This window comes from Pseudomonas sp. NC02, assembly GCF_002874965.1.
In the GTDB taxonomy this organism is placed as follows: Bacteria; Pseudomonadota; Gammaproteobacteria; order Pseudomonadales; family Pseudomonadaceae; genus Aquipseudomonas.
In genome coordinates this window covers 6,477,324-6,503,393 of the sequence record NZ_CP025624.1, presented here as the reverse complement: position 1 = coordinate 6,503,393, position 26,070 = coordinate 6,477,324, and the positions used below count along the sequence as shown (strand labels likewise).

The 26,070-nt window shown below is 62.2% G+C and carries 30 protein-coding genes; 12 read left to right on the top strand and 18 right to left on the bottom strand.

Annotated elements, in window-relative coordinates; genetic code table 11:
- Window positions 1–33: 33 nt before the first annotated feature.
- Window positions 34–705, top strand: coding sequence for a TetR/AcrR family transcriptional regulator (locus C0058_RS30695; protein WP_003213791.1), 672 nt, complete (start codon window positions 34–36; stop codon window positions 703–705).
- A 39-nt stretch (window positions 706–744) separates the two neighbouring features.
- The gene (locus C0058_RS30690; RefSeq protein WP_008438971.1) at window positions 745–1,599 is read left to right on the top strand and encodes a sulfurtransferase; all 855 of its coding nucleotides are present in this window, start codon (window positions 745–747) and stop codon (window positions 1,597–1,599) included.
- Between the two features lie 47 nt (window positions 1,600–1,646).
- Here C0058_RS30690 and C0058_RS30685 read toward each other — a convergent pair whose 3' ends face one another.
- From C0058_RS30685 to C0058_RS30670, 4 genes are all read right to left on the bottom strand, one after another.
- The gene (locus C0058_RS30685) at window positions 1,647–2,642 is read right to left on the bottom strand and encodes a hydrolase (protein WP_102370104.1); all 996 of its coding nucleotides are present in this window, start codon (window positions 2,640–2,642) and stop codon (window positions 1,647–1,649) included.
- A 130-nt stretch (window positions 2,643–2,772) separates the two neighbouring features.
- Window positions 2,773–3,378 carry a 16S rRNA (guanine(966)-N(2))-methyltransferase RsmD gene (gene rsmD / locus C0058_RS30680; protein WP_003213788.1) on the bottom strand — a complete coding sequence of 202 codons (606 nt, stop codon included), beginning with the start codon at window positions 3,376–3,378 and terminating at the stop codon, window positions 2,773–2,775.
- A complete protein-coding gene (locus tag C0058_RS30675) occupies window positions 3,378–4,868 on the bottom strand; it encodes a pitrilysin family protein (protein ID WP_003213787.1) in 1,491 nt (496 codons plus the stop codon). The genes rsmD and C0058_RS30675 overlap by 1 nt, the downstream gene beginning before the upstream one ends.
- A complete protein-coding gene (locus tag C0058_RS30670; RefSeq protein WP_003213786.1) occupies window positions 4,861–6,216 on the bottom strand; it encodes a pitrilysin family protein in 1,356 nt (451 codons plus the stop codon). Before C0058_RS30670 ends, C0058_RS30675 begins: the two co-directional genes overlap by 8 nt.
- 232 nt (window positions 6,217–6,448) lie before the next feature.
- Here C0058_RS30670 and ftsY point away from each other — a divergent pair, with 232 nt between their 5' ends.
- The 4 genes from ftsY (at window position 6,449) to rpoH (ending at window position 10,535) form a co-directional block, all read left to right on the top strand.
- Window positions 6,449–7,864 (top strand): signal recognition particle-docking protein FtsY, encoded by a 1,416-nt coding sequence (ftsY, locus tag C0058_RS30665; protein ID WP_102370103.1) that lies wholly within the window; start codon window positions 6,449–6,451, stop codon window positions 7,862–7,864.
- Window positions 7,861–8,532: a cell division ATP-binding protein FtsE gene (gene ftsE, locus C0058_RS30660; protein ID WP_003213784.1), complete on the top strand. Its 672-nt coding sequence runs from the start codon at window positions 7,861–7,863 to the stop codon at window positions 8,530–8,532. Before ftsY ends, ftsE begins: the two co-directional genes overlap by 4 nt.
- Window positions 8,529–9,551: a permease-like cell division protein FtsX gene (gene ftsX, locus C0058_RS30655; RefSeq protein WP_003213783.1), complete on the top strand. Its 1,023-nt coding sequence runs from the start codon at window positions 8,529–8,531 to the stop codon at window positions 9,549–9,551. The genes ftsE and ftsX overlap by 4 nt, the downstream gene beginning before the upstream one ends.
- A 129-nt stretch (window positions 9,552–9,680) precedes the next feature.
- Complete coding sequence (gene rpoH, locus C0058_RS30650) at window positions 9,681–10,535, top strand: RNA polymerase sigma factor RpoH (RefSeq protein WP_003176698.1); 855 nt, start codon at window positions 9,681–9,683, stop codon at window positions 10,533–10,535.
- A gap of 134 nt (window positions 10,536–10,669) precedes the next feature.
- On the opposite strand, the gene mtgA is transcribed toward rpoH, so the two are convergent.
- Window positions 10,670–11,392, bottom strand: coding sequence for a monofunctional biosynthetic peptidoglycan transglycosylase (gene mtgA / locus C0058_RS30645; RefSeq protein WP_102370102.1), 723 nt, complete (start codon window positions 11,390–11,392; stop codon window positions 10,670–10,672).
- A gap of 74 nt (window positions 11,393–11,466) precedes the next feature.
- On the opposite strand from mtgA, the gene C0058_RS30640 reads away from it, so the two are divergent.
- From C0058_RS30640 to trmB, 4 genes are all read left to right on the top strand, one after another.
- A complete protein-coding gene (locus C0058_RS30640; RefSeq protein WP_003213781.1) occupies window positions 11,467–11,844 on the top strand; it encodes a DUF423 domain-containing protein in 378 nt (125 codons plus the stop codon).
- A 71-nt stretch (window positions 11,845–11,915) separates the two neighbouring features.
- Window positions 11,916–12,116 (top strand): sulfur carrier protein ThiS, encoded by a 201-nt coding sequence (gene thiS / locus C0058_RS30635; RefSeq protein ID WP_008434168.1) that lies wholly within the window; start codon window positions 11,916–11,918, stop codon window positions 12,114–12,116.
- A gap of 65 nt (window positions 12,117–12,181) precedes the next feature.
- Entirely contained in the window at window positions 12,182–12,976 is a 795-nt protein-coding gene (locus C0058_RS30630; protein WP_102370101.1) for a thiazole synthase, read from the top strand.
- Window positions 12,977–12,985: 9 nt separating this feature from the next.
- Window positions 12,986–13,711, top strand: a complete 726-nt coding sequence (trmB, locus tag C0058_RS30625) for a tRNA (guanosine(46)-N7)-methyltransferase TrmB (RefSeq protein WP_003213778.1) — start codon at window positions 12,986–12,988, stop codon at window positions 13,709–13,711.
- Between the two features lie 143 nt (window positions 13,712–13,854).
- Here trmB and C0058_RS30615 read toward each other — a convergent pair whose 3' ends face one another.
- From C0058_RS30615 to C0058_RS30575, 9 genes are all read right to left on the bottom strand, one after another.
- Window positions 13,855–14,178 carry a DUF3392 domain-containing protein gene (locus C0058_RS30615; protein WP_102370099.1) on the bottom strand — a complete coding sequence of 108 codons (324 nt, stop codon included), beginning with the start codon at window positions 14,176–14,178 and terminating at the stop codon, window positions 13,855–13,857.
- Window positions 14,179–14,197: 19 nt separating this feature from the next.
- Window positions 14,198–15,400 (bottom strand): radical SAM family heme chaperone HemW, encoded by a 1,203-nt coding sequence (gene hemW / locus C0058_RS30610; RefSeq protein ID WP_102370098.1) that lies wholly within the window; start codon window positions 15,398–15,400, stop codon window positions 14,198–14,200.
- Entirely contained in the window at window positions 15,397–15,993 is a 597-nt protein-coding gene (rdgB, locus tag C0058_RS30605) for an RdgB/HAM1 family non-canonical purine NTP pyrophosphatase (RefSeq protein WP_102370097.1), read from the bottom strand. The genes hemW and rdgB overlap by 4 nt, the downstream gene beginning before the upstream one ends.
- A complete protein-coding gene (locus C0058_RS30600) occupies window positions 15,990–16,424 on the bottom strand; it encodes a DUF4426 domain-containing protein (RefSeq protein ID WP_003213770.1) in 435 nt (144 codons plus the stop codon). Before C0058_RS30600 ends, rdgB begins: the two co-directional genes overlap by 4 nt.
- 21 nt (window positions 16,425–16,445) lie before the next feature.
- Window positions 16,446–17,066: a methionine biosynthesis protein MetW gene (metW, locus tag C0058_RS30595; protein ID WP_102370096.1), complete on the bottom strand. Its 621-nt coding sequence runs from the start codon at window positions 17,064–17,066 to the stop codon at window positions 16,446–16,448.
- Between the two features lie 7 nt (window positions 17,067–17,073).
- Window positions 17,074–18,213 carry a homoserine O-acetyltransferase gene (locus tag C0058_RS30590; protein ID WP_008434158.1) on the bottom strand — a complete coding sequence of 380 codons (1,140 nt, stop codon included), beginning with the start codon at window positions 18,211–18,213 and terminating at the stop codon, window positions 17,074–17,076.
- Window positions 18,214–18,443: 230 nt separating this feature from the next.
- Entirely contained in the window at window positions 18,444–19,031 is a 588-nt protein-coding gene (locus tag C0058_RS30585) for a YggT family protein (protein WP_003213764.1), read from the bottom strand.
- 24 nt (window positions 19,032–19,055) lie between these two features.
- On the bottom strand, window positions 19,056–19,874 hold the full coding sequence (gene proC, locus C0058_RS30580) for a pyrroline-5-carboxylate reductase (protein WP_008434156.1): 819 nt from the start codon (window positions 19,872–19,874) through the stop codon (window positions 19,056–19,058).
- A 33-nt stretch (window positions 19,875–19,907) separates the two neighbouring features.
- Window positions 19,908–20,594: a YggS family pyridoxal phosphate-dependent enzyme gene (locus tag C0058_RS30575; protein ID WP_008434154.1), complete on the bottom strand. Its 687-nt coding sequence runs from the start codon at window positions 20,592–20,594 to the stop codon at window positions 19,908–19,910.
- 57 nt (window positions 20,595–20,651) lie between these two features.
- Here C0058_RS30575 and C0058_RS30570 point away from each other — a divergent pair, with 57 nt between their 5' ends.
- Window positions 20,652–21,686, top strand: a complete 1,035-nt coding sequence (locus C0058_RS30570) for a type IV pilus twitching motility protein PilT (RefSeq protein ID WP_008434153.1) — start codon at window positions 20,652–20,654, stop codon at window positions 21,684–21,686.
- Window positions 21,687–21,801: 115 nt separating this feature from the next.
- Here C0058_RS30570 and C0058_RS30565 read toward each other — a convergent pair whose 3' ends face one another.
- Window positions 21,802–22,437 (bottom strand): C40 family peptidase, encoded by a 636-nt coding sequence (locus C0058_RS30565; protein ID WP_023659314.1) that lies wholly within the window; start codon window positions 22,435–22,437, stop codon window positions 21,802–21,804.
- 250 nt (window positions 22,438–22,687) lie between these two features.
- Here C0058_RS30565 and C0058_RS30560 point away from each other — a divergent pair, with 250 nt between their 5' ends.
- Window positions 22,688–23,116: a TM2 domain-containing protein gene (locus C0058_RS30560; protein WP_003213752.1), complete on the top strand. Its 429-nt coding sequence runs from the start codon at window positions 22,688–22,690 to the stop codon at window positions 23,114–23,116.
- A 134-nt stretch (window positions 23,117–23,250) separates the two neighbouring features.
- On the opposite strand, the gene C0058_RS30555 is transcribed toward C0058_RS30560, so the two are convergent.
- Genes C0058_RS30555 through pyrR form a run of 3 tightly spaced genes read right to left on the bottom strand, consistent with a single transcriptional unit; the run spans window position 23,251 to window position 26,054 of the window.
- A complete protein-coding gene (locus tag C0058_RS30555; protein WP_003213750.1) occupies window positions 23,251–24,522 on the bottom strand; it encodes a dihydroorotase in 1,272 nt (423 codons plus the stop codon).
- On the bottom strand, window positions 24,519–25,523 hold the full coding sequence (locus tag C0058_RS30550) for an aspartate carbamoyltransferase catalytic subunit (RefSeq protein ID WP_003213748.1): 1,005 nt from the start codon (window positions 25,521–25,523) through the stop codon (window positions 24,519–24,521). Before C0058_RS30550 ends, C0058_RS30555 begins: the two co-directional genes overlap by 4 nt.
- Window positions 25,524–25,547: 24 nt before the next feature.
- Window positions 25,548–26,054 (bottom strand): bifunctional pyr operon transcriptional regulator/uracil phosphoribosyltransferase PyrR, encoded by a 507-nt coding sequence (gene pyrR, locus C0058_RS30545; protein ID WP_003213746.1) that lies wholly within the window; start codon window positions 26,052–26,054, stop codon window positions 25,548–25,550.
- Window positions 26,055–26,070 lie beyond the last annotated feature (16 nt).

Sequence of the window (26,070 nt, the reverse complement as noted above, 5' to 3'; positions counted from 1 at the left end):
TGCCGCCATCACGGGTCTAGAAGTTGATTTCCCATGGCACCACGAGTAAAGACCAGCGAGCGCATTGTGCAAACCAGCCTGGAGCTGTTTAACCAGCAGGGCGAGCGCAGTGTCAGCACCAACCATATCGCCGCCCATATGGAAATTTCCCCGGGCAACCTGTACTACCACTTCCCCAACAAGCAGGCGATTATCGCGGTGCTGTTTCGTGAGTACGAAGCGTTGGTGGACAGTTTCCTGCGCCCGCCCCAGGGCCGTGCGGTGACCGTGGAAGACAAGCGCTTCTACCTGCAGGCGGTGCTGGCCGGCATGTGGCGCTACCGCTTCCTGCACCGTGACCTCGAACACCTGCTGGAAAGCGACCCGGAGCTGGCCACCGGCTACCGGCGGTTCTCCCAGCGCTGCCTGATCCAGGGCGCAGCCATCTACCAGGGGTTTGTCGATGCCGGCATCCTGAACATGGACCCGGTGCAAACCGAAGCCCTGACCCTCAACGCCTGGATCATCCTCACCTCATGGGTGCGCTTCCTGTGCACCACCAATGAAAAGTCCACGCACCTGAGCGCTGAGGCGATCAAGCGCGGGGTGTATCAGGTGCTGGTGCTGGAAGCCGGGTTTATCACCCCCAAGGCCAAGGACGCGGTGGATGCACTGTTCAAAGAGTTTTACGTGCCGTTGAATCAGGCGCTGGAAGAAGTGAAGTAGGATGTTTCCCGAACGCTAACCTAGCCACAGGAGTCAGTCATGCCGCTTGCCCAACTGATCAGCCCCCAGCAACTGGCCGAGCGCCAGAAGTCCGGCGGGCTGGTAATCCTCGATTGCCGCTTTGCCCTGGAAGACCCGGACTACGGCCTGTGCAGCTACGCCGAAGGGCATATCGAAGGGGCGCAGTATGCCGATCTGGAGCGCCACCTCAGCGGGCCGATAATCAAGGGCGTGACCGGTCGCCATCCGTTGCCGGCGCCGGATGCGTTTATCCGGCAACTGCGGGCATGGGGCGTTAACGCCGACAGCGATATCGTTTTGTATGACGACGGCCCGGGTGCCTATGCCGCCCGTGCCTGGTGGCTGCTGGCCTGGCTGGGCAAGCGCGACGGCGTGTTCATCCTCGATGGCGGCCTGAAAGCCTGGCACGCGGCGGGCTTCCCGTTGAGCCTGGATGCGCCGGTGATCGAGCCCGGCACCTTCAGCGGCACGCCGGACAACCACTTGCAACTGGACGCCGAACACCTGCAGAAACGCCTTGGCCAGCCCGGCCTGACCCTGATCGACGCCCGCGCCCAGCCGCGTTTTCGTGGTGAAGTGGAGCCGATCGACCCGGTTGCCGGGCATATCCCCGGCGCGCAATGTGCCGCATTCAATGAAAACCTGGGCAGCGACGGCCGTTTCCTGCCGGCGGACCAGCTCAAGCAACGCTTCGCCGCCAAGCTGCAAGGCCGCTCGCCGGATGACCTGGTGGCCTACTGCGGCTCCGGCGTGACTGCCTGCCACAACCTGTTTGCGCTGTGCCTGGCGGGTTACCCGTTGGGCAAGTTGTACGCGGGGTCGTGGAGCGAGTGGATCACTGATCCAAAGCGGGAAGTTGCAACAGGCGACTGAGGTCTGCCTGACCCGGTCTGATCCAAAGTGTGGGAGCTCCCACATTTTTATCGGCGTTGTGTCAGTAGCCACTCCGGGATTCGCCGTTCCAGGTAGTAAGTTGGCTGCTTCAGTGAGCCGTCCACAAACCCCACATGCCCGCCCTTGGCCAGCAGTTCGAACTCGGTGCAATCCGACAGTTCGCTGGCCTCGGGCAGGCTGTGGGCGAACACGAACGGGTCGTCCGCGGCCTGGATGATCAGGGTTGGTGTGCGAATGCCCCCGAGGTAGTAGCGGCTGGAGGCGCGGCGGTAGTAGTCCTCGGCACTGAGGAACCCGTGCAGCGGCGCGGTGACGCGGCCGTCAAAGTCCCAGAACGTGCGCATCTTCTCCAGCGAGCCCAGGTCGGCGAGGGTTTTCAGGCCTGCCTCGCGGCCATCCTTGAGAAACCGGCTTTGTTTGACGCGGATATAGGCCAGCATTTCGCGCATGAAATGCTTCTGATAAACCCGAGAAAAGCCCAGGCCAATGCGATCGGCGCACTGATCCAGGCGAAACGGTACCGACACGGCGGCCGCGCCTTGCAGCCCGGAGGCTTCACCGGTTTCACCCAAGTGCTTGAGCAGCACATTGCCGCCCAGTGAATACCCCACCGCATACAGCGGCGCCAACGGGCGCTTGGCCCGCAGGTGAGCGATGGTTTCGGCCAGGTCTTCACTGGCGCCGGAATGGTAGCTGCGGGCGAGCAGGTTGGGTTCGCCGGAGCAGCCACGCCAGTTCAGCGCGACGCTGGCCCAGCCTTGGGTTGCGAGGGCTTTTTGCAGGCCGGCGACGTAAGGGGAGTTGGACGAGCCGGTCAGCCCGTGCAGCACCAGCACCAGCGGGGTGGTTGCGTCATGGGGCCCGTGCCAGTCGAGGTCGAGAAAGTCGCCGTCTGCCAGCCACAGCCGTTCGCGCTGGCGTTCGATGTGGGTGGTTTTGCGCCACAGCGGTCCCCACAGCGTTTGCAGGTGCGGGTTGCCGAGGCCGAAGGCGGGGGAGAAGCGGTCGAGGGGCGGAGTCATGAAATTCTCGGTGCCGAATGGGCTTGCTCCAATCATTGTAGGAGCGAGCTTGCTCGCGAAAAACTCAAGATCACCGCGTTCCCCTGGTTTCCCGCGTCATCGTTAACGATCTTCGCGAGCAAGCTCGCTCCTACACGGTGCGTTGCCACAACGCGTAATACACCCGCCCGGATTTCTGCTCGCGGTGCAGGCGCCACGTGCCCGGCAGGCCGAGTGTGGACGGTGCCGTCTCGCTTTCAGTGTAGATCCAGGCATCCGGCGCCAACCACTGACGCTCTTCCAGCAGCGCACATACAGTCGGCAGCAGGTTCTGGTTGAACGGCGGATCAAGAAACACCACGTCAAACTCACGGGCTTCCTGGGTTTCCAGGTAGCGCAACGCATCAGCCGTCTGCACTTGCCCGGTGGTGCAACGCAGGGTGCCCAGGTGTTCCTTGAGGCTGGCGACCGCCACATTGCTGGCATCCAGCGCCTGGCCCAGCGCCGCGCCACGGGACAGCGACTCCAGGAACAGCGCGCCGCTACCCGCGAACGGGTCCAGCACCTTGGCCCCGGCGATATACGGCGCGAGCCAGTTGAACAGGGTTTCACGCACGCGGTCTGGCGTCGGGCGCAGGCCCACGACATCAGGGAAGCTCAGCTTACGGCTGCCCCACTCTCCGCCGATGATGCGCAGTTGGCCCACACCGTTGTGAACGTTGTGGACAGGTTTTTTGGGACGGGATGGACGGGCCATTAATGCTCCGGAACCCCGAGCGGTTGCTCGGCGGGTTTATCAGTGGGGGGCGGTAGTGGCTTTTGCGCAATCGTCGGGCCGGCGGTCACGATGACCATCTTGTCGGCACTCAAATGTTTGTTCAAAGCAGCTTTGACCTGGTCAACGGTCAGCGCCTGGGATTGTTTCATGAAATCTTCCAGGTAGCTCAGCGGCAGGTTGTAGAAACCCATGGCGCCCAGCTGCCCGACGATATCGGCGTTGCTCGCGGTGGACAGCGGGAAGCTGCCGGCCAGTTCGCGCTTGGCGTCATCGAGTTCTTTCTGTGTCGGGCCTGTCTTGAGGTAGTCGGCGAGTACGTCCTGCACCAATCGCAGCGTGCCGGCGCTCATTTCGGCGCGGGTTTGCAGGTTGATCATGAACGGACCGCGTACCTGCATCGGCGAGAAGCCGGAGTATACGCCGTAGGTCAGGCCGCGTTTCTCGCGCACTTCGCTCATCAAACGGGTGCCGAAGCCACCGCCGCCGAGAATCTGGTTACCCAGGGACAGCGCGGCGTAATCCGGGTCGGCACGGTCGATACCCAGTTGCGCCAGCAGCAGGGTTGTCTGCTTGGACGGGAACTCGATGTGGGTGGTGCCAGCCTTGGGCTCGACCGGTTGGGCGATTTTCGCCAGCGCCGGGCCTTTTGGCAGGGACGCGGAAACCTTGGCGGTCATGGCTTCGGCTTCGGCGCGGGTCAGATCGCCGACTACAGAAATCACTGCGTTGCCGGCGGCGTAGGCCTTGGCGTGGAAGTCCTTCAATTGCGCGAGAGTCACCTTCGGCACGCTCTCGGCGTTGCCTTCGCTCGGATGGGCGTAAGGGTGGTCGCCATAGAGCTGCTTGAACAGCTCGATGCTCGCCAGTTTGCCGGGGTTCTGTTTCTGGTATTCAAAGCCGGCCAGCAGCTGGTTCTTGATCCGCGCCAGAGAGTCTGCCGGGAAGGTCGGCTTGCCGATCACGTCGTCAAACAGTGACAGGGCGGCGTCACGCTTGTCGCTGGCGCTCAGGCTGCGCAGGGAAACCAGCGCCATGTCGCGGTAGGCGCCATTGCTGAAATCAGCACCCAGGCCGTCGAAACCGGCGGCAATCTGGCTGACGTCCTTGCCCGGCACGCCTTCGTTGAGCATTGCGTTGGTCAACAGCGCCAGGCCTGGTGTTGCGCCGTCCTGGCTGCTGCCGGCGGCGAACAGGATGCGCATGTCGAACATCGGCAGTTCATGGGCTTCGACGAACAGCACCTTGGCGCCTTCGGCGGTGGTCCAGGTTTGCACGTCGAGCTTGCGGTTGGTCGGCGCCTTGTCGTCCAGCTCGGCCAGGGATTGCAGCTTGTTGGCGGACTTGGCCTGCTCCAGCGCCTGGCTGGCGACGGATTCGCTGGGGCGCAGCAAGTACACCGCGCAGGCCGCAGCCAAAGTCACCACGATCAGGCCGGGCAGCACCAGGCGGTTGTTTTTACGTTCACTCATGAGCGGTCTCCTCAGGCAAGACATGGGCGACGCTGAGACGTTCGCGGGTGAAATAGGTGCGTGCAGCTTTCTGGATATCTTCGGCGGTGACGCTTTGCAGCTCGGCCAGCTCGGTGTCCATGAGTTTCCAGGACAGGCCCACCGTCTCCAGGGAGCCGATGGCAGTGGCCTGGCTGGTGATCGAGTCGCGCTGGTAAACCACGCCGGCGATGACCTGGGCGCGGATACGCTCCAGTTCTTCAGCGCTCGGTGGCTTGGCCTTCAGCTCATCCAGCAGGCGCCAAAGGCCGGCTTCAGCCTGGGCCACGGTCTTTTTCTTTTGCAGGTTCGGTGTGGCAGTCAGGGTGAACAGGCTGTCACCGCGGGTGTAGGCGTCGTAGCTCGACGAGCCGCCGGACACCAGCTCTTCGCCGCGCTCCAGTTGTGTCGAGATGCGCGCGCTGTAGCCGCCGTCCAGCAGGGCCGAGATCAGGCGCAGGGCGTTGACCGAGCGTTTGTCTTCAGCGGTGGCCAGGCTCGGCACGTTGAAACCAAGGATCACGCTCGGCAGTTTGGTCTGTACATGCATAGTCAGCAGGCGTTCACCGGGCTCGGCCAGCTCCAGCGGGATTTTCGCCGGGGGGACGTCGCGCTTGGGGATCGGGCCGAAATAGCGCTGGGCCAGGGTTTTGACTTCATCCGGGGTTACGTCGCCCACCACTACCAGGGTGGCGTTGTTCGGCACGTACCAGGATTGGTACCAGTGGCGCAGTTCTTCAACCTTCATGCGGTCCAGGTCGGCCATCCAGCCGATGGTCGGCGTGTGGTAGCCGCTGGCCGGGTAGGCCATGGCCTTGAAGCGCTCATAGGCCTTGGACATCGGGTTGTCGTCGGTGCGCATCCGGCGCTCTTCCTTGATCACCTCGATCTCGCGGCTGAACTCGTCGGCCGGCAAGCGCAGGCTGGCCATGCGGTCGGCTTCCAGCTCGAAGGCGACGCCCAGGCGGTCACGGGCCAGCACTTGGTAGTAGGCGGTGTAGTCGTCGCTGGTGAAGGCGTTTTCTTCGGCGCCCAGGTCACGCAGGATCAACGAAGCCTCGCCGGGGCCGACCTTGGCGCTGCCCTTGAACATCATGTGTTCCAGGGCGTGGGACAAACCGGTCTGGCCCGGGGTTTCGTAGCTGGAGCCAACCTTGTACCAGACCTGGGAAACCACCACCGGGGCGCGATGGTCTTCGCGCACGACGACCTTGAGGCCGTTGTCCAGGGTGAATTCGTGGGTGGGTTGTGGGTCGGCAGCCAAAGCTGAAAGGGGCAGACAAACTGTGCTGAGCAGCAGGCCTGCGGCGCGGCGGGCTAGAGCATTCATTCGTTTTTAAACCTGTTGGGCTGCCCGCTTGGTCTTAGCGTCGGCGGGCGAGGAGGTGCTAGGATACTGGTCCGACCTAGGGACGGCCACTATGGCTGTCTTGTTAAGGCTCTATTTAGGCCTTACAAAATGTTGCGCATGAACGAGCTGGCTAAAAAACAGTCTGTTACGCATCGAATTTTATTTACCGGCACGCCCCCTGGCGCGTCGCTACCTTGAGATAGCCGTCTCCATGTTTGGTTCCAACGACGACAAGAAGACCCCAGCTGCGGCTGGCGAGAAAAAAGGCCTGTTCGGATGGCTGCGCAAAAAGCCGCAGGAAACCGTCGTCGAACAGCCGCAGGTTCAAGCTGAACCGATCCCCGAATCCATAGTAGAAGCCGAACCGGTTGCCGAAACACCGGCCCCGGTGGTGTTGCCGATGGCCGAGCCGGTGTTGCAGCCGGTGGTTGAGCCAGAACCTGCGCCAGAGCCAGAGCCAGAGCACAAGCCATGGCTGGTGTTGCCGGTGGCAGAAGAGCCTGTAGCACTGGTTGAAGACGAGCAGGCCGCGCATGTGACGCCGCCGATTCCGGCCCTCGTGGAGCCTGTGCCCGTTGTGGTCCAGGCGCCGCCAGTGGTTGAGGTGCCTGCACCGGTGGTCGCCGAACCTGTTCCGGTCGCGGTCGCCGCGCCAGCAGTCATCGAAGAGCCTGCTGTTCCTGCCGAAACCGGCAAGACCGGTTTCTTTGCCCGCCTCAAGCAAGGCCTGAGCAAGACCAGCGCCAGCATCGGCGAAGGCATGGCCAGCCTGTTTCTCGGCAAAAAGACCATCGATGACGAGCTGCTGGAGGACATCGAAACCCGCCTGCTGACCGCCGACGTGGGCGTCGAAGCCACCGCCGTGATCATCCAGAGCCTGACCCAGAAGGTCGCGCGCAAGCAGCTGACCGACGCCGATGCGCTCTACAAGTCGCTGCAGGCCGAGCTGGCCAACATGCTCAAGCCGGTGGAAGCGCCGCTGATCATCGATACGCAGAAAAAGCCGTTTGTGATCCTGGTGGTTGGCGTCAACGGCGCCGGCAAGACCACCACCATCGGCAAGCTGGCGAAGAAGCTGCAACTGGAAGGCAAGAAAGTCATGCTCGCCGCCGGTGACACCTTCCGTGCCGCCGCCGTGGAGCAATTGCAGGTCTGGGGCGAGCGCAACAAGATCCCGGTCATCGCCCAGCACACCGGCGCCGATTCGGCTTCGGTGATCTTCGATGCGGTGCAGGCCGCCAAAGCGCGCAACATTGATGTGCTGATCGCCGATACCGCCGGTCGCCTGCACACCAAAGACAACCTGATGGAAGAGCTGAAGAAAGTTCGCCGCGTGATCGGCAAGCTCGATGCCGACGCGCCCCACGAGGTATTGCTGGTGCTGGACGCCGGTACCGGCCAGAACGCCATCAGCCAGGCCAAACAATTCCACCAGACGGTCCAACTGACCGGCCTGGCATTGACTAAGCTCGACGGCACGGCCAAGGGCGGTGTGATCTTCGCCCTGGCGAAGCAGTTCGGGTTGCCGATTCGTTACATCGGCGTCGGTGAAGGCATCGACGACCTGCGCACTTTTGAAGCCGAACCCTTTGTACAGGCACTGTTTGCCGAGCGGGAGCGTTCATGATTCGTTTCGAACAGGTCGGTAAACGCTACGCCAACGGGCATGTCGGCTTGCATGAGCTGAGTTTCCGGGTGCGTCGCGGCGAATTCTTGTTTGTGACCGGCCATTCGGGTGCCGGTAAAAGTACCTTGTTGCGCCTGCTGCTGGCCATGGAACGCCCAACCACCGGCAAACTGCTGCTGGCGGGCCAGGACCTGGCAACCATCAGCAACGCACAGATTCCATTCCTGCGCCGCCAGATCGGCGTGGTGTTCCAGAACCACCAGTTGCTGTTCGATCGCACGGTGTTCAACAACATCGCCTTGCCGTTGCAGATTCTCGGTCTGTCCAAGGCCGAAATCGTCAAGCGCGTGGATTCGGCCCTGGAGCGCGTGGCGCTGTCGGACAAGACCGACCTGTACCCAGGCGACCTGTCCACCGGCCAGCAACAGCGCGTCGGCATCGCCCGCGCCATCGTCCATCGCCCGGCCTTGCTGCTGGCGGACGAACCCACCGGTAACCTCGACCCGCGCCTGGCCGCAGAAATCATGGGCGTGTTCGAAGACATCAACCGCCTGGGCACCAGCGTGCTGATCGCCAGTCACGACCTGGCGCTGATCGCCCGCATGCGCCACCGCATGCTGACCCTGCAACGCGGCCGCCTGATCGGTGACGGGGAGGCTGGGGTATGAGTGCAACACGCAGCCCGAAGGTTTCCGAGCGCGTCGCGCCAAAGGCGGCCGACCCGCAGCCACAGAAGAAAAAACGCGACGAAGACGATGGCCCGGATTTCGGCACCCTGGTGCATGCCTGGATCGAAAGCCACCGTGCCAGCCTGGTAGACAGCCTGCGCCGCCTCGGCAAGCAGCCGATCGGCAGCTTTTTTACCTGCCTGGTCATGGCCGTGGCCTTGAGCCTGCCCATGGGCTTGTCATTGCTGCTGAACAATGTCGAGCGCCTTGGCGGTTCGTGGCAGCGGGCGGCGCAGATTTCCCTGTACCTGAACCTGGATGCCAGCGCCCAGGACGGTGAGTCCCTGCGCGACCAGATCAAGGGCATTCCGGGTGTGGCCGAGGCTGAGTACATCAGCCGCGATCAAGCCCTGGAAGAGTTCCAGCAACAGTCCGGCCTGGGCGAGGCGCTCAAGGAGTTGCCGCAAAACCCGCTGCCGGGCGTGGTGCTGGTCACCCCGAACGAGGTCGACAAGACCACCCTGGAAGCCCTGCGACAAAAACTCGCAGAGCTGCCGAAGGTCCAACAGGCACAACTTGATCTAGTCTGGGTAGAGCGGTTGGCCGCGATTCTCAAGCTGGGCGACCGGTTTGTGTTCGGCCTGACGGTGTTGCTGGTGTCTGCATTACTTTTGGTGATAGGCAATACCATTCGTCTTCATATTGAAAACCGCCGCACCGAGATAGAAGTGATTAAACTCGTCGGCGGCACGGACAGCTATGTGCGTCGGCCTTTTCTGTACATGGGCGCGCTGTATGGCTTCGGTGCGGGAATTTTGTCCTGGGGCGTACTGGCTTTTGGCCTGAACTGGCTGAACGATGCGGTGGTGGGGCTTGCCGGTTTGTACGGCAGCGATTTTGCCCTGGCCGGCGTGCCGGCAGCCGATGGTCTGTCATTGTTGCTTGGGGCAGTGCTCTTGGGGTATATCGGTGCTTGGATTGCGGTCGCACGGCATTTACGTGAGCTGGCACCGAAGTAGTTAATGTCAGGGTAATGTGGTTTCGTTTGTATTGACCGTATCAGTGGTTTAGGGAACTTGTCCTACGGTTCCCGGTCAATTTTCGCAGTGCTGAACTGCACGAGTTATGTGAGTCGGAGGTTTTTTCGTATGACCACTTCTTTGCAACCTGCTTATGCTCTGGTCCCGGGTGCGAACCTGGAGGCCTATGTGCACACGGTCAACAGCATTCCATTGCTGACGCCCGAGCAGGAGCGTGAACTGGCCGAGAGTCTCTACTATGAGCAGGATTTGGGGGCGGCTCGGCAGATGGTGCTCGCCCACCTGCGTTTTGTCGTACATATCGCCCGTAGCTATAGCGGCTACGGCCTGGCCCAGGCTGACCTGATTCAGGAAGGCAACGTTGGCCTGATGAAAGCCGTGAAGCGCTTCAACCCGGAAATGGGTGTGCGCCTGGTGTCGTTTGCTGTGCACTGGATCAAGGCGGAAATTCACGAATTCATCTTGCGCAACTGGCGCATCGTGAAAGTCGCGACCACCAAGGCCCAGCGCAAACTGTTCTTCAACCTGCGCAGCCAGAAGAAACGCCTGGCGTGGCTGAACAACGAAGAAGTGCATCGCGTGGCCGAAAGCCTCGGCGTAGAGCCACGTGAAGTGCGCGAGATGGAAAGTCGCCTGACCGGCCATGACATGGCCTTCGACCCGGCCGCCGAAGCGGACGACGACAGCGCCTTCCAATCGCCGGCCAACTATCTGGAAGACCACCGGTACGACCCGGCGCGTCAGCTGGAAGATGCCGACTGGAGCGACAACTCCAATCACAACCTGCACGAAGCGCTGGAAGTGCTGGACGACCGCAGCCGTGACATTCTCTACCAGCGCTGGTTGGCAGAAGAAAAAGCCACGCTGCACGACTTGGCGCAGAAGTACAACGTGTCGGCCGAGCGGATTCGTCAGCTCGAGAAGAGTGCGATGAACAAGCTGAAACTGTCGATCGCCGCCTGACACAGGTAGCTAGGACAACGCGATCGAAATGTGGGAGCGGGCTTGCTCGCGAAGGCGGTGGATCAGTCACCTAAGGTATTGACTGGCACACCGCTTTCGCGAGCAAGCCCGCTCCCACTTTTGTTTTGTGGGTGTCAGTCAGCCCAAGGCGCCTTGCGCGAGTTGTTCAGCTCATTCAAATAGCTGTCGCCACCCAACTGACTCATCTGCTGCCGAATCCACGCCGCCCGTCGCGCGACATACGACGTTGGATGGCTGGCACTCCACACCCGCGGGTTAGGCAACACCGCCGCCAGGTAGCTGGCCTGCTGGCGGGTCAGCGCCTTGGCGCTCACGCCAAAGTGATGCCGCGCCGCCGCTTCGGCGCCGAACACGCCTTCATCCCACTCCACGCTGTTGAGATACACCTCAAGAATTCGCTGCTTGGGCCAGAGAATCTCGATCAGCCCGGTAAACCAGGCTTCCAGGCCCTTGCGGAAATAGCTGCGGCCGGTCCACAAAAACAGATTCTTCGACACCTGCTGGCTCAAGGTGCTGGCGCCGCGAATCGAACCGCCGCGCTCGTTATGCAGCAACGCCGCCTGGATCGCGTCGAAATCAAAACCCCAATGTTGCGGGAAGCGCTGGTCTTCGCCCGCCATCACCGCCACTTTCAGTTCGTCGGAGATCTGATCCCACGGCACCCACGTGCGCTGTACGTCAATCGGCTCGCCGTCGACCCAGGACTCGACCTTGCGCTCAACCATCAGCGCAGTGCCCGGTGGTGGCACGAAACGGAACAGCAGCACCAGCAGCACGCTGCCGATGGCAAACCACTTGAGGGCTTTGAGAAAACGCTTGAAGAGGAGACGCAGCATAGAGATGGCTTGGCCGAACCCGTTGAGCGGGCCATTATACAGACCCTGCCCCCTGAGTCTGACTGGAGTTCCTCATGTTGCGTGGCTTTCTGATGCTGGCTGCCTTTTTCGGTTTCACCGGCGTCGCCCTGGGTGCGTTTGCCGCCCACGGCCTGAAAAACCGCCTGAGCGCCGAGTACCTGGCGATTTTCCACACCGGCGTGACCTACCAGTTGGTGCACACCCTGGCGCTGTTCGGCGTGGCACTGTTGGCGGCGCACATCCCGGGCAGGCTGGTGACGTGGGCGGGTGTGTCTTTTGCCGTGGGCATCCTGCTGTTCTCCGGCAGCCTGTATGTGCTGACCATGACCGGCATCAGCAAGCTCGGCATCATCACCCCGTTTGGTGGCCTGGCGTTCCTGCTGGGCTGGTTCTTCCTCGGTTTGGCGGCGTGGCGTCTACAGGCTGCCTGACCAAGGGGCTTGGGCCAGCAACGCCAATCACGCTAGAATGCTGGCCCCTAAAAACGATGGCGGCCCGTGGCATGCGCATTCAGTTGAACGGCGAACCCTTTGAACTGCCCGACGGTGAAACCGTTGCGGCCCTGCTGACCCGTCTGGACTTGACCGGACGCCGCGTCGCAGTGGAGCTCAACCAGGATATCGTCCCGCGTAGCCAGCACGTCGAGACCGCGCTCACCGAGGGTGACCAGGTCGAAGTGGTCCACGCCATCGGCGGCGGCTAGCCGTCCGGCGCTCCAGGGCGCCAACCCGCATTCTGCAGAACCTCACCCCAACTCGAGGATTTCCCATGAGCATCGTTCGTAGCGACAAGCCTTTCGTCCTGGCCGGTCGTACCTTCCAGTCGCGTCTGCTGGTCGGCACCGGCAAGTACCGCGACATGGAAGAAACCCGCCTGGCCATCGAAGCCTCGGGCGCCGAGATCGTTACTTTCGCCGTGCGCCGCACCAACCTCGGCCAGATCGAGGGCGAGCCGAACCTGCTCGAAGTGCTGTCGCCGGATCGCTACACCTTCCTGCCGAACACCGCCGGTTGCTACGACGCCATCGAAGCCGTGCGCACCTGCCGCCTGGCCCGTGAGCTGCTCGACGGCCACAACCTGGTGAAGCTGGAAGTGCTGGCCGACCAGAAAACCCTGTTCCCCAACGTGATCGAAACCCTCAAGGCCGCCGAAACCCTGGTCAAGGAAGGCTTCGACGTGATGGTCTACACCAGCGACGACCCGATCATCGCCCGCCAACTGGCCGAAATCGGCTGCATCGCGGTGATGCCGCTGGCCGGTCTGATCGGTTCCGGCCTGGGTATCTGCAATCCGTACAACCTGCAGATCATCCTTGAAGAAGCCAAGATCCCGGTGCTGGTGGATGCGGGCGTGGGCACTGCCTCCGACGCCACCATCGCCATGGAACTGGGTTGCGATGCGGTGCTGATGAACTCGGCCATCGCCCATGCCCAGCAGCCGGTCCTGATGGCTGAAGCCATGAACCACGCAATTGTCGCCGGCCGCCTGGCGTACCTCGCCGGGCGCATGCCGAAAAAACTTTACGCCAGCGCCTCCTCGCCGCTGGATGGTCTGATCAAGTAAGAGCCATTGATGACTGAATCAAACGAAACGCCGAACACCCTGGAAGAAGGCGACGAGTCCAAGCACCGCCGCATCAAGAGTTTTGTGATGCGCGCCGGTCGCATGACCGAGGGCCAGCAAAAGGGCCTGGAGCAGGGCACGCCGCTGTTCGTCCTGCCGCTGGCAGACGCGCCGGTGGATTACGACCAGGTGTTTGGCCGCTCGGCACCACGCTCCCTGGAGATTGGCTTCGGCATGGGCCATTCCCTGCTGGAAATGGCCGCGGCTTCGCCGGAGCAGGATTTTATCGGGGTTGAAGTACACCGTCCGGGTGTCGGCGCGCTGCTTAACGGCGTGCTGACTCAGGGCCTGACCAACCTGCGGGTCTACGACTGCGACGCGATCGAAGTGCTCAACCGCTGCATCGCCGACAACAGCCTCGACCGCCTGATGCTGTTCTTCCCGGACCCCTGGCACAAGAGCCGCCACCACAAGCGCCGCATCGTCCAGGCTTCCTTCGCGGAACTGGTGCGCAGCAAGCTGAAAGTGGGCGGCATCCTGCACATGGCCACCGACTGGGAACCGTATGCCGAGTACATGCTGGAAGTGATGAACGTCGCCCCTGGCTACCGCAACCTGGCGGAAGACGGCAAATGCGTCCCGCGCCCGGCCGAGCGGCCGATCACCAAGTTCGAACGTCGCGGCGAGCGACTCGGGCATGGGGTTTGGGATTTGAAGTTCGAGAAAGTGGACTGATAAGTCCCAGGCTTGAAATGCAGTAAAAAATGTGGGAGCGGGCTTGCTCGCGAATGCGGTAGATCAGTCGACATTTACGCTGACTGACACACCGCATTCGCGAGCAAGCCCGCTCCCACATTTGTTTTGTGCCGCGCTTAAGGTCAGCGGCGATCCGCCACCACCCCAATCAACACCAGCACCACCAACAACACCGGCGCCAGGCTGTAGTTGTTGAACTGGCTCAACCCGCGAACAATCCACGGCGTGGCATAGATCAGTGCTGCACCGCTGCCGATCATGCACACCAGCGCCATCAGCGGCACGCGCAGCGCACCCGCGATGCTGCCCAGCCGTGCTTCGACCCAGCCCTTGATGTCGGCGCCAAACAGCACCAGCAGGCAGCCTACTAACGCCAGGGAGATTTCCGACAGGTTGCTACGGCTCCAGCGGGATGCGGTGGCGAGCAGGTCGAGTACCAGATCCATTTGATTTCCTTAAGAGCAATCAGCTCAAAAACTTCTGCAGCAGGTCATTGAGAAAGAGTTGCCCGCGGTCGGTGGCCGCCAGGCGTGACGGTTCGACCTGCATCAGGCCACTTTGTTCTGCCTCGCGGCGAGCTTCATCGAGGCTGGCCAGTTCGAGGCCGGTACGCTCGGCGTAAAGCCTGGCTTCGACGCCGTCGGTGAGGCGCAGGGCGTTCATCAGGAACTCGAACGGTAACTCTTCGTTGGTCAGTTCTTTCGCGCCGGCCTGGTAGTTTTTCGCCGGGTTGAGGTAGTCCTTCGGTGCCCGGGTTTTCCAGGTGCGCACGATGCGCCCATCCGGATGGCTGAGCTTGCCGTGGGCGCCGGCACCGATGCCGATAAAATCGCCAAAGCTCCAGTAGTTCAGGTTATGCCGCGCCGGCCGGCCCGGTTGGGCGTAGGCCGAGACTTCGTACTGGGCGTAACCGTGTTCGGCGAGCAACGCCTGGCCGGCTTCCTGGATGTCCCACAGGGTGTCGTCTTCCGGCAGCACGGGCGGCTGGTTCCAGAACACGGTGTTGGGTTCCAGGGTCAGTTGATACCAGGACAGATGCGTGGGCTTTAGGGCAATGGCCTGGCGCAGGTCACCCAGGGCGTCCTCCAGGGACTGATCGGGCAAACCGTGCATCAAGTCCAGGTTGAAGTTGTCGAACCCGGCCTCGCGCGCCATGCCGGCGGCACGCACGGCTTCGTCACCGTTGTGGATGCGGCCCAGGGCTTCGAGTTTTTCCTGCTGGAAACTCTGGATGCCAATCGACAGCCGATTGATCCCCAGCTTGCGGTACGCCACGAACTTCTCTTGCTCGAAGGTACCGGGGTTGGCTTCCAGGGTGATCTCGATATCGCCGGCAAACGGGATGCGCGCTTCCACGCCCTTGAGCAACCGGCCCAGGGCAACGGCGCTGAACAGGCTTGGGGTGCCGCCGCCGAAAAAGATCGAACTCAGCTCACGGCCGTAAACCGCGTGCAGGTCCTGATCGAGGTCGGCCAGCAACGCGTCGACGTACTCTTCCTCCGGCAGCACCTTGCTGGCGGTGTGGGAGTTGAAGTCGCAATAGGGGCATTTGCGCACGCACCACGGGATGTGGATATACAGCGCCAGGGGCGGCAGGTGAGGCAGGGCCGCCCGAGGTGTTTGCGCGCCACCGAGAATCAGTGGCTGCGCGGAGGTGTTCTGAGTCATTTCAGGCCCAGACGCTGGCGCAGCAAATCCATTGCGCGGGCGCGGTGGCTGATCTGGTTCTTGTCGGCCGGGCTCAGTTCGGCACTGGAGACGTTGCGCTCCGGCACCCAGAACAGCGGGTCGTAGCCAAAGCCGTGCTCGCCGCTGGCCGCGTGCAGGATGCGCCCGTGCCACAGGCCTTCACAGAGGATCGGTAATGGATCATCGGCGTGACGCACCAGGGCAAGCACGCAGACGAACTGCGCGCCGCGCATCGCGTCGGGCACGTCCTTGAGGGCGTCCAGCAGCTTGGCTTTGTTGGCCGCGTCGCCTTTACCGTCGGCGTAACGTGCCGAGTAGATGCCAGGCGCGCCGCCCAGGAAGTCCACGGCCAGGCCCGAATCGTCAGCCAGTGCCGGCAGGCCGGAAATACGCGCGGCGTTGCGGGCCTTGAGGATGGCGTTCTCGACAAACGACAGGCCGGTCTCTTCCGGCTCTATCTGGCTGAACTCGCCAATCGAGCGCAGTTGCACCGAGTCGCCGAGCATGGCCTGGAGTTCTTTGAGCTTGCCGGCGTTATGGCTGGCCAGTACGAGTTGAGTAAGGTTCATCATTGCGCCGGAAACAGTTCCTGGTTGAAACTGAAACCGTGGGCTTTGCCACCGGTTTCAACGTTGATGGTGAAAATCTTGGTTTCCTGCTGCGGCACCGGGTACTGGGCGACGTAAAGCGTAGAACCTTTCTGGGTGATTTTCTTGAACGTCAGCATCTCGCTCTTGCCGCCCAGATCCTTGATTGTGCCGGTAACGGTGGCGTCTATCGATTCGACGCCCTTGTTTACGAACACATTGATCATGCCCAGCTCTTTGCTGCGTACGATCCCGGCTTCCTGAGCCATTTCCGGCGTCAGGAAGCTGGTGGTCAGGGTGTTGTAGTGCACCGTGATATCGCCGAATTCTTTCTGACGATTACCATCGATAACATCCGCCGCCATAGCGCTGACGCTCAGGCACGCGGTGAGTAGAAAAACAGCCAGGCGACTCATGATCGTCCTCCTTGAAAATGGTTAGACGGCAATCTGGTGGTCCGTCAGGCCCGGGCTGCTGACCCGGTAGATCCCGATCTCACCCAGCAGGTTGGGCCATAGCTTACTCGCCCAGCCGTGACGATGCTGTTGATCGACGGCAAGGCGGTTGATGACTTTGGCTTCGCGCTCGCCGCACAGCGCTTCGAAGTCTTCAAAGGTGCAGAAGTGGATGTTGGGCGTGTTGTACCAGGTGTACGGCAGGAAGTCCGACACCGGCATGCGGCCCTTGGTGGCCAGGTACCAGCGGCAGCGCCAGTGGCCGAAATTGGGGAAAGTAATGATGCACTGGCGGCCGACGCGCAACATTTCGTCGAGGATCCGGTCCGGGTAGTGCACGGCTTGCAGGGCCTGGGTCATGACCACGATGTCGAAGCTGTTGCTGGCAAAGTTGCCGAGGCCCTTGTCCAGGTCCTGCTCGATCACGTTGATGCCCTTGGCCACGCACTGGGCGATGTTGTCCGGGTCGTTTTCCAGGCCATAGCCGGTGACTTGCTTGTTGTCGCGCAGCCAGTTCAGCAGTTCGCCATCGCCGCAACCCAAGTCGAGCACGCGGCTGCCGGCGGGGATCCAGTCTTGGATGATTTCCAGGTCGGCTCTCATGGCGTTCTCACAGTGCTATTCGGTTCATGTAATTGCTAAAAGCCTGCAAGTAACGCGGGATCGGGATCAGGAAGGCGTCGTGGCCTTGCGGTGCGTCGATCTCCAGGTAGCAGACGTCTTTCTTGGCGGCCATCAGCGCATCCACCAATTCCCGCGAGCGGGCCGGGGAGAAGCGCCAGTCGGTGGTGAACGACATCACGCAGAACTTTGCGGTGGCCGCCTCGAAGGTGCGCGCCAGGTCATCGTCGAAATTCGCCGCCGGGTCGAAGTAGTCCAGGGCCTTGGTCATCAGCAGGTAGGTGTTGGCGTCGAAACGCCCGGAAAACTCCTCGCCTTGATAACGCAGGTAGCTCTCGACCTGGAATTCGACGCTGTGGAAGTCGTAGTTGAGCTTCTCGCTCTTGAGGCCACGGCCGAATTTCTCGCCCATGGAGTCATCCGACAGGTAGGTGATGTGCCCGACCATGCGCGCGAGCATCAGCCCGCGCTTGGGGATCACGCCCGCTTCCTGGAACGAACCGCCGTGGAACTCGGGGTCGGTCAGGATCGCCTGGCGCGCCACTTCGTTGAAGGCGATGTTCTGCGCCGACAGCTTGGGGGCCGAGGCGATGGCCAGGCAATGGCGCACGCGGTCCGGGTAGGTGATGGTCCATTGCAGGGCCTGCATGCCGCCCAGGCTGCCGCCGATCACGGCGGCCCATTGGGCGATGCCCAGTACGTCGGCCAGGCGCGCCTGGCTGTGCACCCAGTCTTCCACGGTCAGCACCGGGAAATCGGCGCCAAACGGCTTGCCGGTTTCCGGGTTGAGGCTGCTGGGGCCGGTGGAGCCGTTGCAGCCGCCGAGGTTGTTCAGGCTGACCACGAAGAACTTGTTGGTGTCGATGGGCTTGCCGGGGCCGATGCAGCTGTCCCACCAGCCGGGCTTGCGCTCGTCCATGCTGTGGAAACCCGCAGCGTGGTGGTGGCCGGACAGGGCGTGGCAGATCAGCACGGCGTTGCTGGCCGTAGCGTTCAGTTGGCCGTAGGTTTCATAGATCAGGTCGTAGGCGGGCAGCGAACGGCCGCAGGCCAGGGCCAGCGGTTCGCTGAAGTGCGCCACTTGGGGCACGACCAGTCCAACAGAATCGGGGGGGAAGGCAGTTGGCATCGACCCTGCTCTCGTTTAAATGAGGCGTAAGTCTAAAGACCGCTGCACCCAGCGGCAAGCAAAGGCCTGCGGCTGGTGTTTTTAAGGCTTTTTGTGGCGAGGGAGCTTGCTCCCGCTGGAGCGCGAAGCGGTCCCGGTCCGGTTGCCGCGATTTTGCATATGCAACGCGGTCGGCCGTTTTGGGGCTGCTGCGCAGCCCAGCGGGAGCAAGCTCCCTCGCCACATTGTCGTCAGATCAGACCGAACAGTTCTTTGGGCATGAACGCGTAGAAAGCCAAGCGTGGAATCACCCAGCTTTGCAGCAGCTGAATCGCGATAAACGCGAAGATCGGCGAGATGTCCAGGCCACCCAGGTTAGGTACCAGGCGACGGAACGGTGCCAGCACCGGCTCAGTGATCTGTGCCACCAGTTCGGCACCCGGGCTGCGGCTGCCCGGAGCGACCCAGGACAGGATCACGCTGATGATCATCGACCAGAAAATGATCTTCAGGAACAGCGAGAAGATCCCGATCAAGGCCCACGGCAGCAACAGCAGCGTGGTGGCCTGATAGCCATTGAGCAGCAGGATGACCGCGAACAGCAGGATCTGCAGCAGCAGCGCCAATACCAGCGACGACATGTCCAGGCCGAACAGGCTCGGGATCACCCGGCGCAGAGGCTTGAGCAGCGGCTGCGTGGCCTTTACCACGAACTGGCACAGCGGGTTGTAGAAGTTCGCCCGCACCAGTTGCAGGATAAAACGCATCAGCACGATCAGCAGGTACAGGCTGCCCAGGGTCTGGATGATGAAAATGGCAGCGTCATTGATTCCGAGCATGTTTGATTCCTATGTGGGGGACGACTATTTGCCCAGCTGCTCGGCCATTTCGGCCGAACGATGTGCTGCGGCACCCAGTGCTTTTTCCACCAGGGCTTCAAAGCCTCCGGCCTGGAATGATTCGATTGCCGCCTGGGTCGTGCCGCCCGGCGAGGTCACGCGACGGCGCAACTCGGCCGCGTCGACATCGCTGGTCACGGCCATCTGCGCGGCGCCCAGTGCGGTCTGCTCGGCCAGTTGCTCGGCGACTTCCTGCGGCAGGCCGAGTTTCACGCCAGCGGCGGTCATGGCCTCGATCAGCAGGAAGAAATACGCCGGGCCACTGCCGGAGACGGCGGTGACGGCGTCCAGTTGCTGCTCTTGTTCCAGCCACACGGCGAGACCTACGGCGGACAGCAGCTCTTGTGCCTGGTCGCGCTGTTGGGCAGTGACTTCGGATGTGGCGTACAAGCCGCTCACGCCCTTGCGCAGCAGCGCCGGGGTGTTGGGCATGCAACGCACAATCGGCTGGGCGCCGAGCCAGTGGGTCATGCTGGCGCAAGTGATGCCGGCGGCGATGGACACCACCAGTTGATGGGGCTTGAGGCTTGGGCGCAGGCTTTCGCACACGGCTTTCATGGCTTGTGGCTTGACCGCCAGCACTACCACGTCCACGCCTTCAATCGCTTCTGCGTTGTCGGCGAAGGTGTCGATGCCGTGCTCGGCGCTGACGCGGGAGCGGGTGTCGGCGCCCGGGTCGCTGGCGCGAATCTGTTGTGCTTCCAGGCCCTTGGCCCGCAGGCCGCCGATCAGGCTGGCCGCCATGTTGCCGGCGCCGATAAAGGCAATACGCGTGTTGCTCATGACAGGTCCTTACTCAGATGGAAGTCAGCCATTTCACGGCTGGCCATAGTCGCGGGCACCAAACAGGGCGGTACCGATCCGCACCCAGGTGGCCCCTTGGGCGATGGCCGACTCAAGGTCATGGCTCATGCCCATGGAAAGTGTGTCGAGCCCCAGGTCGAGGCTCGCTTGCAGGTCGCGCACGGTGGCGAAGGCTGCGTCTTGCTCTGCACGGTCGTCGGTCGGCTCGGGAATCGCCATCAGGCCGCGCAGCTTCAGGCGCGGCAGGGCGCTGATGGCTTCGGCCAGGGCGGGCAGGTCGGCGGGTGTACAGCCGGACTTGCTGGCTTCGCCACTGACGTTGACCTGGATGCAGATATTCAGCGGCGGCAGGTCAGCCGGGCGTTGTTCGGACAGGCGTTGTGCGATTTTCAGGCGGTCCACGGAATGCACCCAGGCGAAGTTCTCGGCGATCGCACGAGTCTTGTTCGATTGAATGGGGCCGATGAAGTGCCAACTCAAGGGCAGGTCGGTTAATTCGGCCTGTTTGCCCAGGGCTTCCTGCAGATAGTTCTCGCCAAAGTCACGCATCCCGGCGGCATAGGCTTCGCGCACGGCCTGTGCGGGTTTGGTCTTGCTCACGGCCAGCAGGTGCACGCTGCCTGCGTCGCGCTGCGCGGCCTCGGCGGCTGCCCGGATCCGCTCGGAAACCAGGCCGATGTTGTCTGCTATGGTCGACATTCAAGTTGCGCCCGTGGATATGGAGTCCGCGGCATTCTACTGGAAATGGAAAGCCCTATGGATATCACTGAACTGCTGGCCGCCGGCGTACGCCTGCGGGCCTCGGACCTGCATCTGTCGGCCGGGTTGGCGCCGATGCTGCGAGTGGATGGCGAGGTCTGGCCACTCGATTGGCCTGTACTTGCGCCGGTGCAAGTGGCGGCGTTGCTCAGCCCTTTGCTGAACAATCACCAGCAAAAGGATTTCGAAACATCTCTTGAAACGGATTTTGCCTTCGAGTTGCCCGAGGTGGCGCGGTTTCGGGTGAATGTGTTCCAGCAGCACCGGGGCATGGGCGCGGTGTTTCGTACCATCCCCTCAACGGTGCAGAGCCTGGAACACCTGGGGTTGGGCGAGGTGTTCCGGCGCATCGCAGACCTGCCACGGGGGCTGGTGCTGGTCACCGGGCCGACCGGTTCCGGCAAGTCCACCACCCTGGCAGCGATGATCGACTACCTCAACACCCATCGTCGCCAGCACATCCTCACCCTTGAAGACCCGATCGAGTTTATCCACCAACCGAAAAATGCCCTGATCAACCAGCGACAGGTGCATCGCGATACCCACAGTTTCTCGGCGGCCCTGCGTTCGGCATTGCGGGAGGACCCGGATGTGATCCTGGTTGGCGAATTGCGAGACCTGGAAACCATTCGGCTCGCGCTGACGGCGGCGGAAACCGGGCACCTGGTGTTTGGCACGTTGCACACCACGTCGGCGGCTAAAACCGTGGACCGGGTGGTGGATGTGTTTCCGGCGGGGGAAAAGACCATGGTCCGCTCGATGCTCTCGGAGTCATTGCAGGCGGTGGTGTCCCAGGTGCTGGTGAAGAAGGTCGGCGGCGGGCGGGTGGCGGCTCACGAAATCATGCTCGGCACACCGGCGATTCGTAATTTGATCCGCGAGGACAAGGTGGCGCAGATGTATTCGGCGATCCAGACGGGTGGGGCGCTGGGGATGACGACGCTGGACATGAGTTTGAAGGCGTTGGTCAGCCAGGGGCTGATCAGCCGGGAACATGCCCGGGAGAAGGCGAGGGTGCCTGGGGATATTTAAGATCATGATCGTTCCCACGCTCCGCGTGGGAACGCAGCCCGTGACGCTCTGCGTCACAGGAGCGGACGCGGAGCGTCCAGTGAGGCATTCCCACGCAGAGCGTGGGAACGATCAATCAGCGCTGCACAATCCGCAGGTTGTTCTGTTCTTTAGGCAGGACACGCTTGGCAATCACGTAGTTCTTGTCCCAGAACGGCTTCTTCAGCGTATCGATGCTCACGGACTTGCCACGACGCGGTGCGTGGATGAAACGGTCGTTGCCCAGGTAGATGGCAACGTGGTTCACCTGGCGGCTCTTCAGTTTGAAGAACAGCAGGTCACCCGGTTTCAAATCCTTGCGCTCAACCTTCAGCCCGTGGCCGGCGGCCATGGCGTTGGAAGTGCGCGGCAAATCCACGGCTTTTACGTCGTTAAACGCATATTTCACCAAACCACTGCAGTCGAACCCTTTACTTGGGCTGCTGCCGCCCCAACGATAAGGAGTACCGAGCACGTTGACGGCACGGCTGAGGACGTTGCTGCTTTGCTTGGTGTTGACGGCCATCAGCCCTGGCGCTGCATTACCGTGGGCCTTGCTCAGTTGAGTCGGGCGCTTCACGGTCAGCTTTACCGATTTGGCGGAGCTGGTGGTGGCGTGAACTTTAGGGGTGAAACCGTTAACGTTGGGAAGTCGTTGCTCACGATTGGTGGCGTGGGCGGCCAGTGGCATTAATAGGCAAATGGTTAGCCATGTCTTGAAAAATGGTCGCATTAGGCGTGGCTCTTTTTGGTTTGCGCGCAACTTTATAACAGCTTTTTGTGTCGTGCTAAGGCCGTTTGTCGACTGAACCCTGGGGTCAAATTCAGGAAAACCGTGACGAATTGCCGCGATTGTCCTACACAAGTCAGGCGGTATAAGGCTTTGAGGGAAGCGAAGATACCATTTGCCGCATGTCGGGCGCCCGTAAAAAAGTCACAAAGAAACCAGAAATATTTATCTATCGAGGCTAAAGAGGTACTCCATGAACACCTATCGACAGGATGTTTCGCAACAAGACACCCACAGCAAGGTGATCGGCTACCTGCTTTGGATTTTCGGTTTTACCGGTGCTCACCGCTTTTATTACGGCAAGCCGGTGACCGGGACGATCTGGTTTTTCACCTTCGGTTTGTTCGGGATTGGCTGGTTGATCGACTTGTTCCTGATTCCGGCAATGGACCGCGAAGCGGACCTGCGATTTACCGCCGGGCCGATCGAGTACAACGTGGCCTGGATTCTGTTGGCGTTCCTGGGTGTGTTCGGTTTGCACCGCATGTATCAGGGCAAATGGATCAGCGGGATCATTTACCTGCTGACCGGGGGCTTGTTCCTGATCGGGGTGCTGTATGACTTCTGGACGCTGAATACGCAGATTTCGATCCGCAATGCCGAGCGCAACGGCGGCCGTTAAGATTTGTGAAGATCCAAATGTGGGAGCGGGCTTGCTCGCGAATGCGATGTGTCAGTCGACATCTCTATTGACTGACCCAGCGCTTTCGCGAGCAAGCCCGCTCCCACATTTACTGTGCCCACTCCGGACCGGATTTAAGCCTGGTAGCTGATCCGCCCATCCACCAGCGTGTACCGCACAGTCGCCGGCAGGCTATGGCCGATGAATGGGCAGTTTTCACCCTTGGACAGCCAGTGTTCCCCGGCAATCGTGGAGCTGGCCGGATCAAACAGCACCAGGTCCGCCGCCGAACCCACCGCCAGCTTGCCCGCCGGCAGGCGCAGCGCCTCGGCAGGGCCTGCACTGAGACGCGCCAGCAGGGTCGGCAGGTCCAGCAAACCATCTTCCACCAACGTCATTGCCAGCGGCAGCAACAGCTCGACGCTGCTGATGCCTGGCTCCGTCGCGCCGAACGGCGCCAGCTTGGCATCCCGCTCGTGGGGTTGGTGATGGCTGGAAATCGCCGAAACCACCCCGGACTTCACCGCCGCCCGCAAACCGTCACGGTCAGCGCGGGTACGCAGTGGCGGCTGCACGTGATACAGGCTGGAGAAGTCGATCAGCGCCTCATCCGTCAGAATCAGCTGATACAGCGCCACATCCGCCGTCACCGGCAATCCGCGGGCTTGGGCCTGAGCGATCAGGGCCACGCCGCGAGCGCTGGTCAGCTGGCTGAAGTGCGCGCGTACGCCGCTTTGTTCCACCAGCAGCAGGTCGCGGGCCAGGGCCACGGTCTCGGCGGTTTCCGGGATGCCCGGCAGGCCGAGGAAGCTCGCGGTGGCGCCTTCGTGGGCCAGGCCGCCTTCGGCCAGGTCACGGTCCTGGGAGTGGAAAATCACGGTCAGGTCGAAAGTCGCCGCATATTCCAGCGCACGGCACAGGGTGCGGGTGCTGCGAAAGCTCTCCAGGCCGTTGCCGAAGGCCACGCAGCCTGCGTCGCGCAGGGCGATCAGCTCGGCCAGTTGTTCGCCGTCCAGGCCTTTGCTCAGGGCGCCGATGGGGAACACTTTGCAGTTGCCGGCTTCGCGGGCGCGGTCGAGGATCAGTTCGGTCACCGCCGAGGTGTCCAGCACCGGTTTGGTGTGGGGCGGGCAGCACAGGCTGGTCACGCCACCGGCAGCGGCGGCGCGGGTTTCGCTGGTGATGTTGCCCTTGCGGCTGTAGCCCGGCTCACGCAGGGCGACGTTCAGGTCAACCAGGCCAGGCGCGGCGATCAGGCCTTTGGCGTCGATAGTTTCGCTGGCGCTGAAGCCTGCGGGTGCGGCGCCGATGGCAATGATCTTGCCGGCTTCCAGGTGTAGATCGGTGACTTGATCCAGGCCGCTGGCCGGATCGATGACTCGGGCGCCGAGAATGCTGAGCTTCACTGGGCGTTCTCCTGCTCGAATTGACGTTGCGCGGTTTGCCCGCTCATGGCCATGGACAACACCGCCATGCGGATGGCGATGCCGTACGTGACCTGGTTGAGAATCACCGACTGCGCGCCATCGGCCACCGCCGACTCAATCTCCACGCCACGGTTGATTGGCCCCGGGTGCATCACGATGGCGTCCGGCTTGGCGCCGGCCAGGCGTGCGGTGGTCAGGCCGAACAGGCGATAGAACTCGCCTTCGCTCGGCAGCAGGCCGCCCGCCATACGCTCGCGCTGCAAGCGCAGCATGATCACCACGTCCACATCCTTCAGGCCTTCGGCCATGTCGGTGTAGACCTTCACGCCGTACTGCTCGATACCGATCGGCAGCAGGGTCTTGGGGGCGATCACGCGGATGTCCGGGCAACCCAGGGTTTTCAGGGCCAGCATGTTCGAGCGTGCAACCCGCGAGTGCAGGATGTCGCCGACAATGGCCACCGAGAGGTTTTCAAAGCTGCCCTTGTGCCGCCGGATGGTCAGCATGTCGAGCATGCCCTGGGTCGGGTGGGCGTGACGGCCGTCGCCGCCGTTGATGATCGCCACATTCGGGCACACGTGCTCGGCGATGAAGTGCGCAGCACCGGAATCGCCGTGGCGCACCACGAACATGTCGGCGGCCATGGCTTCCAGGTTGCGCAGGGTGTCGAGCAGGGTTTCGCCCTTGCTCGCCGACGAGGTGGACACGTTCAGCGTGATCACGTCAGCCGACAGGCGTTGGGCCGCCAGTTCAAAGGTGGTGCGGGTGCGGGTCGAGTTCTCGAAGAACACGTTGCAGATGGTCTTGCCGCGCAGCAACGGGACTTTCTTCACCGCCCGGCCGCCGACTTCGAGAAACGAGTCGGCCGTGTCGAGGATTTCGGTGAGCAGTTCGCGGGGCAAGCCGTCGAGGGACAGGAAGTGTTGCAGCTGGCCCTGAGCATTGAGCTGCAGCGGGCGCTTGGCATCTAGAGGCGTCATCGCGGGGACTCTTTACAAGGCGGTTTAAAGGGCAAGGTCTTGCAGTTCGAGTTCGAGCGGCGTGGGACCGGACAATTTTACCCGCTGGTGGGCTTCCAGGGACAGGGTGGCGCCGACCACGTCCGGGCTGATCGGCAATTCGCCGGCGTCCAGGTCCAGCAGGCAGACCAGGGTCACGCTGGCCGGGCGGCCGTAGTCGAACAGTTCGTTCATCGCGGCACGTATGGTGCGACCGCTCATCAGCACGTCATCGATCAGCACCAGGTGCTGGCCTTCGATCTCGAAGGGCAGGGCCGAGGGGCGCACTTGCGGGTGCAGGCCGTTCTGGCTGAAGTCGTCACGATAGAAAGACACGTCCAGGGTGCCCAGGGGCGAGTCGCTGCCCAGTTCTTCCAGCAGCGCCTGGGCCACCCACACGCCACCGGTGCGGATGCCGATAAAGCGCGGCTCGCTGATGGCACGGTGTTCCAGGTGCGCCTTGAGGCGGATCGCCATCTGGCTGATCAGGTCGGCGGGATTGGGCAGGCTCATGGGTGCTCCTTCTAGG

Bases quoted from the DNA above. Each gene is read 5' to 3' on its own strand.
- ftsX (WP_003213783.1), top strand. From the start codon at position 8,529: ATGAGTGCAACACGCAGCCCGAAGGTTTCCGAGCGCGTCGCGCCAAAG.
- metW (WP_102370096.1), bottom strand. From the start codon at position 17,066: ATGAGAGCCGACCTGGAAATCATCCAAGACTGGATCCCCGCCGGCAGC.
- ftsY (WP_102370103.1), top strand. From the start codon at position 6,449: ATGTTTGGTTCCAACGACGACAAGAAGACCCCAGCTGCGGCTGGCGAG.
- C0058_RS30630 (WP_102370101.1), top strand. From the start codon at position 12,182: ATGAGCATCGTTCGTAGCGACAAGCCTTTCGTCCTGGCCGGTCGTACC.
- C0058_RS30600 (WP_003213770.1), bottom strand. From the start codon at position 16,424: ATGAGTCGCCTGGCTGTTTTTCTACTCACCGCGTGCCTGAGCGTCAGC.
- C0058_RS30670 (WP_003213786.1), bottom strand. From the start codon at position 6,216: ATGAATGCTCTAGCCCGCCGCGCCGCAGGCCTGCTGCTCAGCACAGTT.
- C0058_RS30675 (WP_003213787.1), bottom strand. From the start codon at position 4,868: ATGAGTGAACGTAAAAACAACCGCCTGGTGCTGCCCGGCCTGATCGTG.
- rsmD (WP_003213788.1), bottom strand. From the start codon at position 3,378: ATGGCCCGTCCATCCCGTCCCAAAAAACCTGTCCACAACGTTCACAAC.
- C0058_RS30685 (WP_102370104.1), bottom strand. From the start codon at position 2,642: ATGACTCCGCCCCTCGACCGCTTCTCCCCCGCCTTCGGCCTCGGCAAC.
- hemW (WP_102370098.1), bottom strand. From the start codon at position 15,400: ATGACTCAGAACACCTCCGCGCAGCCACTGATTCTCGGTGGCGCGCAA.
- C0058_RS30570 (WP_008434153.1), top strand. From the start codon at position 20,652: ATGGATATCACTGAACTGCTGGCCGCCGGCGTACGCCTGCGGGCCTCG.
- C0058_RS30690 (WP_008438971.1), top strand. From the start codon at position 745: ATGCCGCTTGCCCAACTGATCAGCCCCCAGCAACTGGCCGAGCGCCAG.
- thiS (WP_008434168.1), top strand. From the start codon at position 11,916: ATGCGCATTCAGTTGAACGGCGAACCCTTTGAACTGCCCGACGGTGAA.
- rpoH (WP_003176698.1), top strand. From the start codon at position 9,681: ATGACCACTTCTTTGCAACCTGCTTATGCTCTGGTCCCGGGTGCGAAC.
- C0058_RS30695 (WP_003213791.1), top strand. From the start codon at position 34: ATGGCACCACGAGTAAAGACCAGCGAGCGCATTGTGCAAACCAGCCTG.
- C0058_RS30615 (WP_102370099.1), bottom strand. From the start codon at position 14,178: ATGGATCTGGTACTCGACCTGCTCGCCACCGCATCCCGCTGGAGCCGT.
- C0058_RS30550 (WP_003213748.1), bottom strand. From the start codon at position 25,523: ATGACGCCTCTAGATGCCAAGCGCCCGCTGCAGCTCAATGCTCAGGGC.
- rdgB (WP_102370097.1), bottom strand. From the start codon at position 15,993: ATGATGAACCTTACTCAACTCGTACTGGCCAGCCATAACGCCGGCAAG.
- C0058_RS30565 (WP_023659314.1), bottom strand. From the start codon at position 22,437: ATGCGACCATTTTTCAAGACATGGCTAACCATTTGCCTATTAATGCCA.
- C0058_RS30560 (WP_003213752.1), top strand. From the start codon at position 22,688: ATGAACACCTATCGACAGGATGTTTCGCAACAAGACACCCACAGCAAG.
- ftsE (WP_003213784.1), top strand. From the start codon at position 7,861: ATGATTCGTTTCGAACAGGTCGGTAAACGCTACGCCAACGGGCATGTC.
- mtgA (WP_102370102.1), bottom strand. From the start codon at position 11,392: ATGCTGCGTCTCCTCTTCAAGCGTTTTCTCAAAGCCCTCAAGTGGTTT.
- C0058_RS30590 (WP_008434158.1), bottom strand. From the start codon at position 18,213: ATGCCAACTGCCTTCCCCCCCGATTCTGTTGGACTGGTCGTGCCCCAA.
- pyrR (WP_003213746.1), bottom strand. From the start codon at position 26,054: ATGAGCCTGCCCAATCCCGCCGACCTGATCAGCCAGATGGCGATCCGC.
- C0058_RS30575 (WP_008434154.1), bottom strand. From the start codon at position 20,594: ATGTCGACCATAGCAGACAACATCGGCCTGGTTTCCGAGCGGATCCGG.
- C0058_RS30640 (WP_003213781.1), top strand. From the start codon at position 11,467: ATGTTGCGTGGCTTTCTGATGCTGGCTGCCTTTTTCGGTTTCACCGGC.
- trmB (WP_003213778.1), top strand. From the start codon at position 12,986: ATGACTGAATCAAACGAAACGCCGAACACCCTGGAAGAAGGCGACGAG.
- C0058_RS30585 (WP_003213764.1), bottom strand. From the start codon at position 19,031: ATGCTCGGAATCAATGACGCTGCCATTTTCATCATCCAGACCCTGGGC.
- proC (WP_008434156.1), bottom strand. From the start codon at position 19,874: ATGAGCAACACGCGTATTGCCTTTATCGGCGCCGGCAACATGGCGGCC.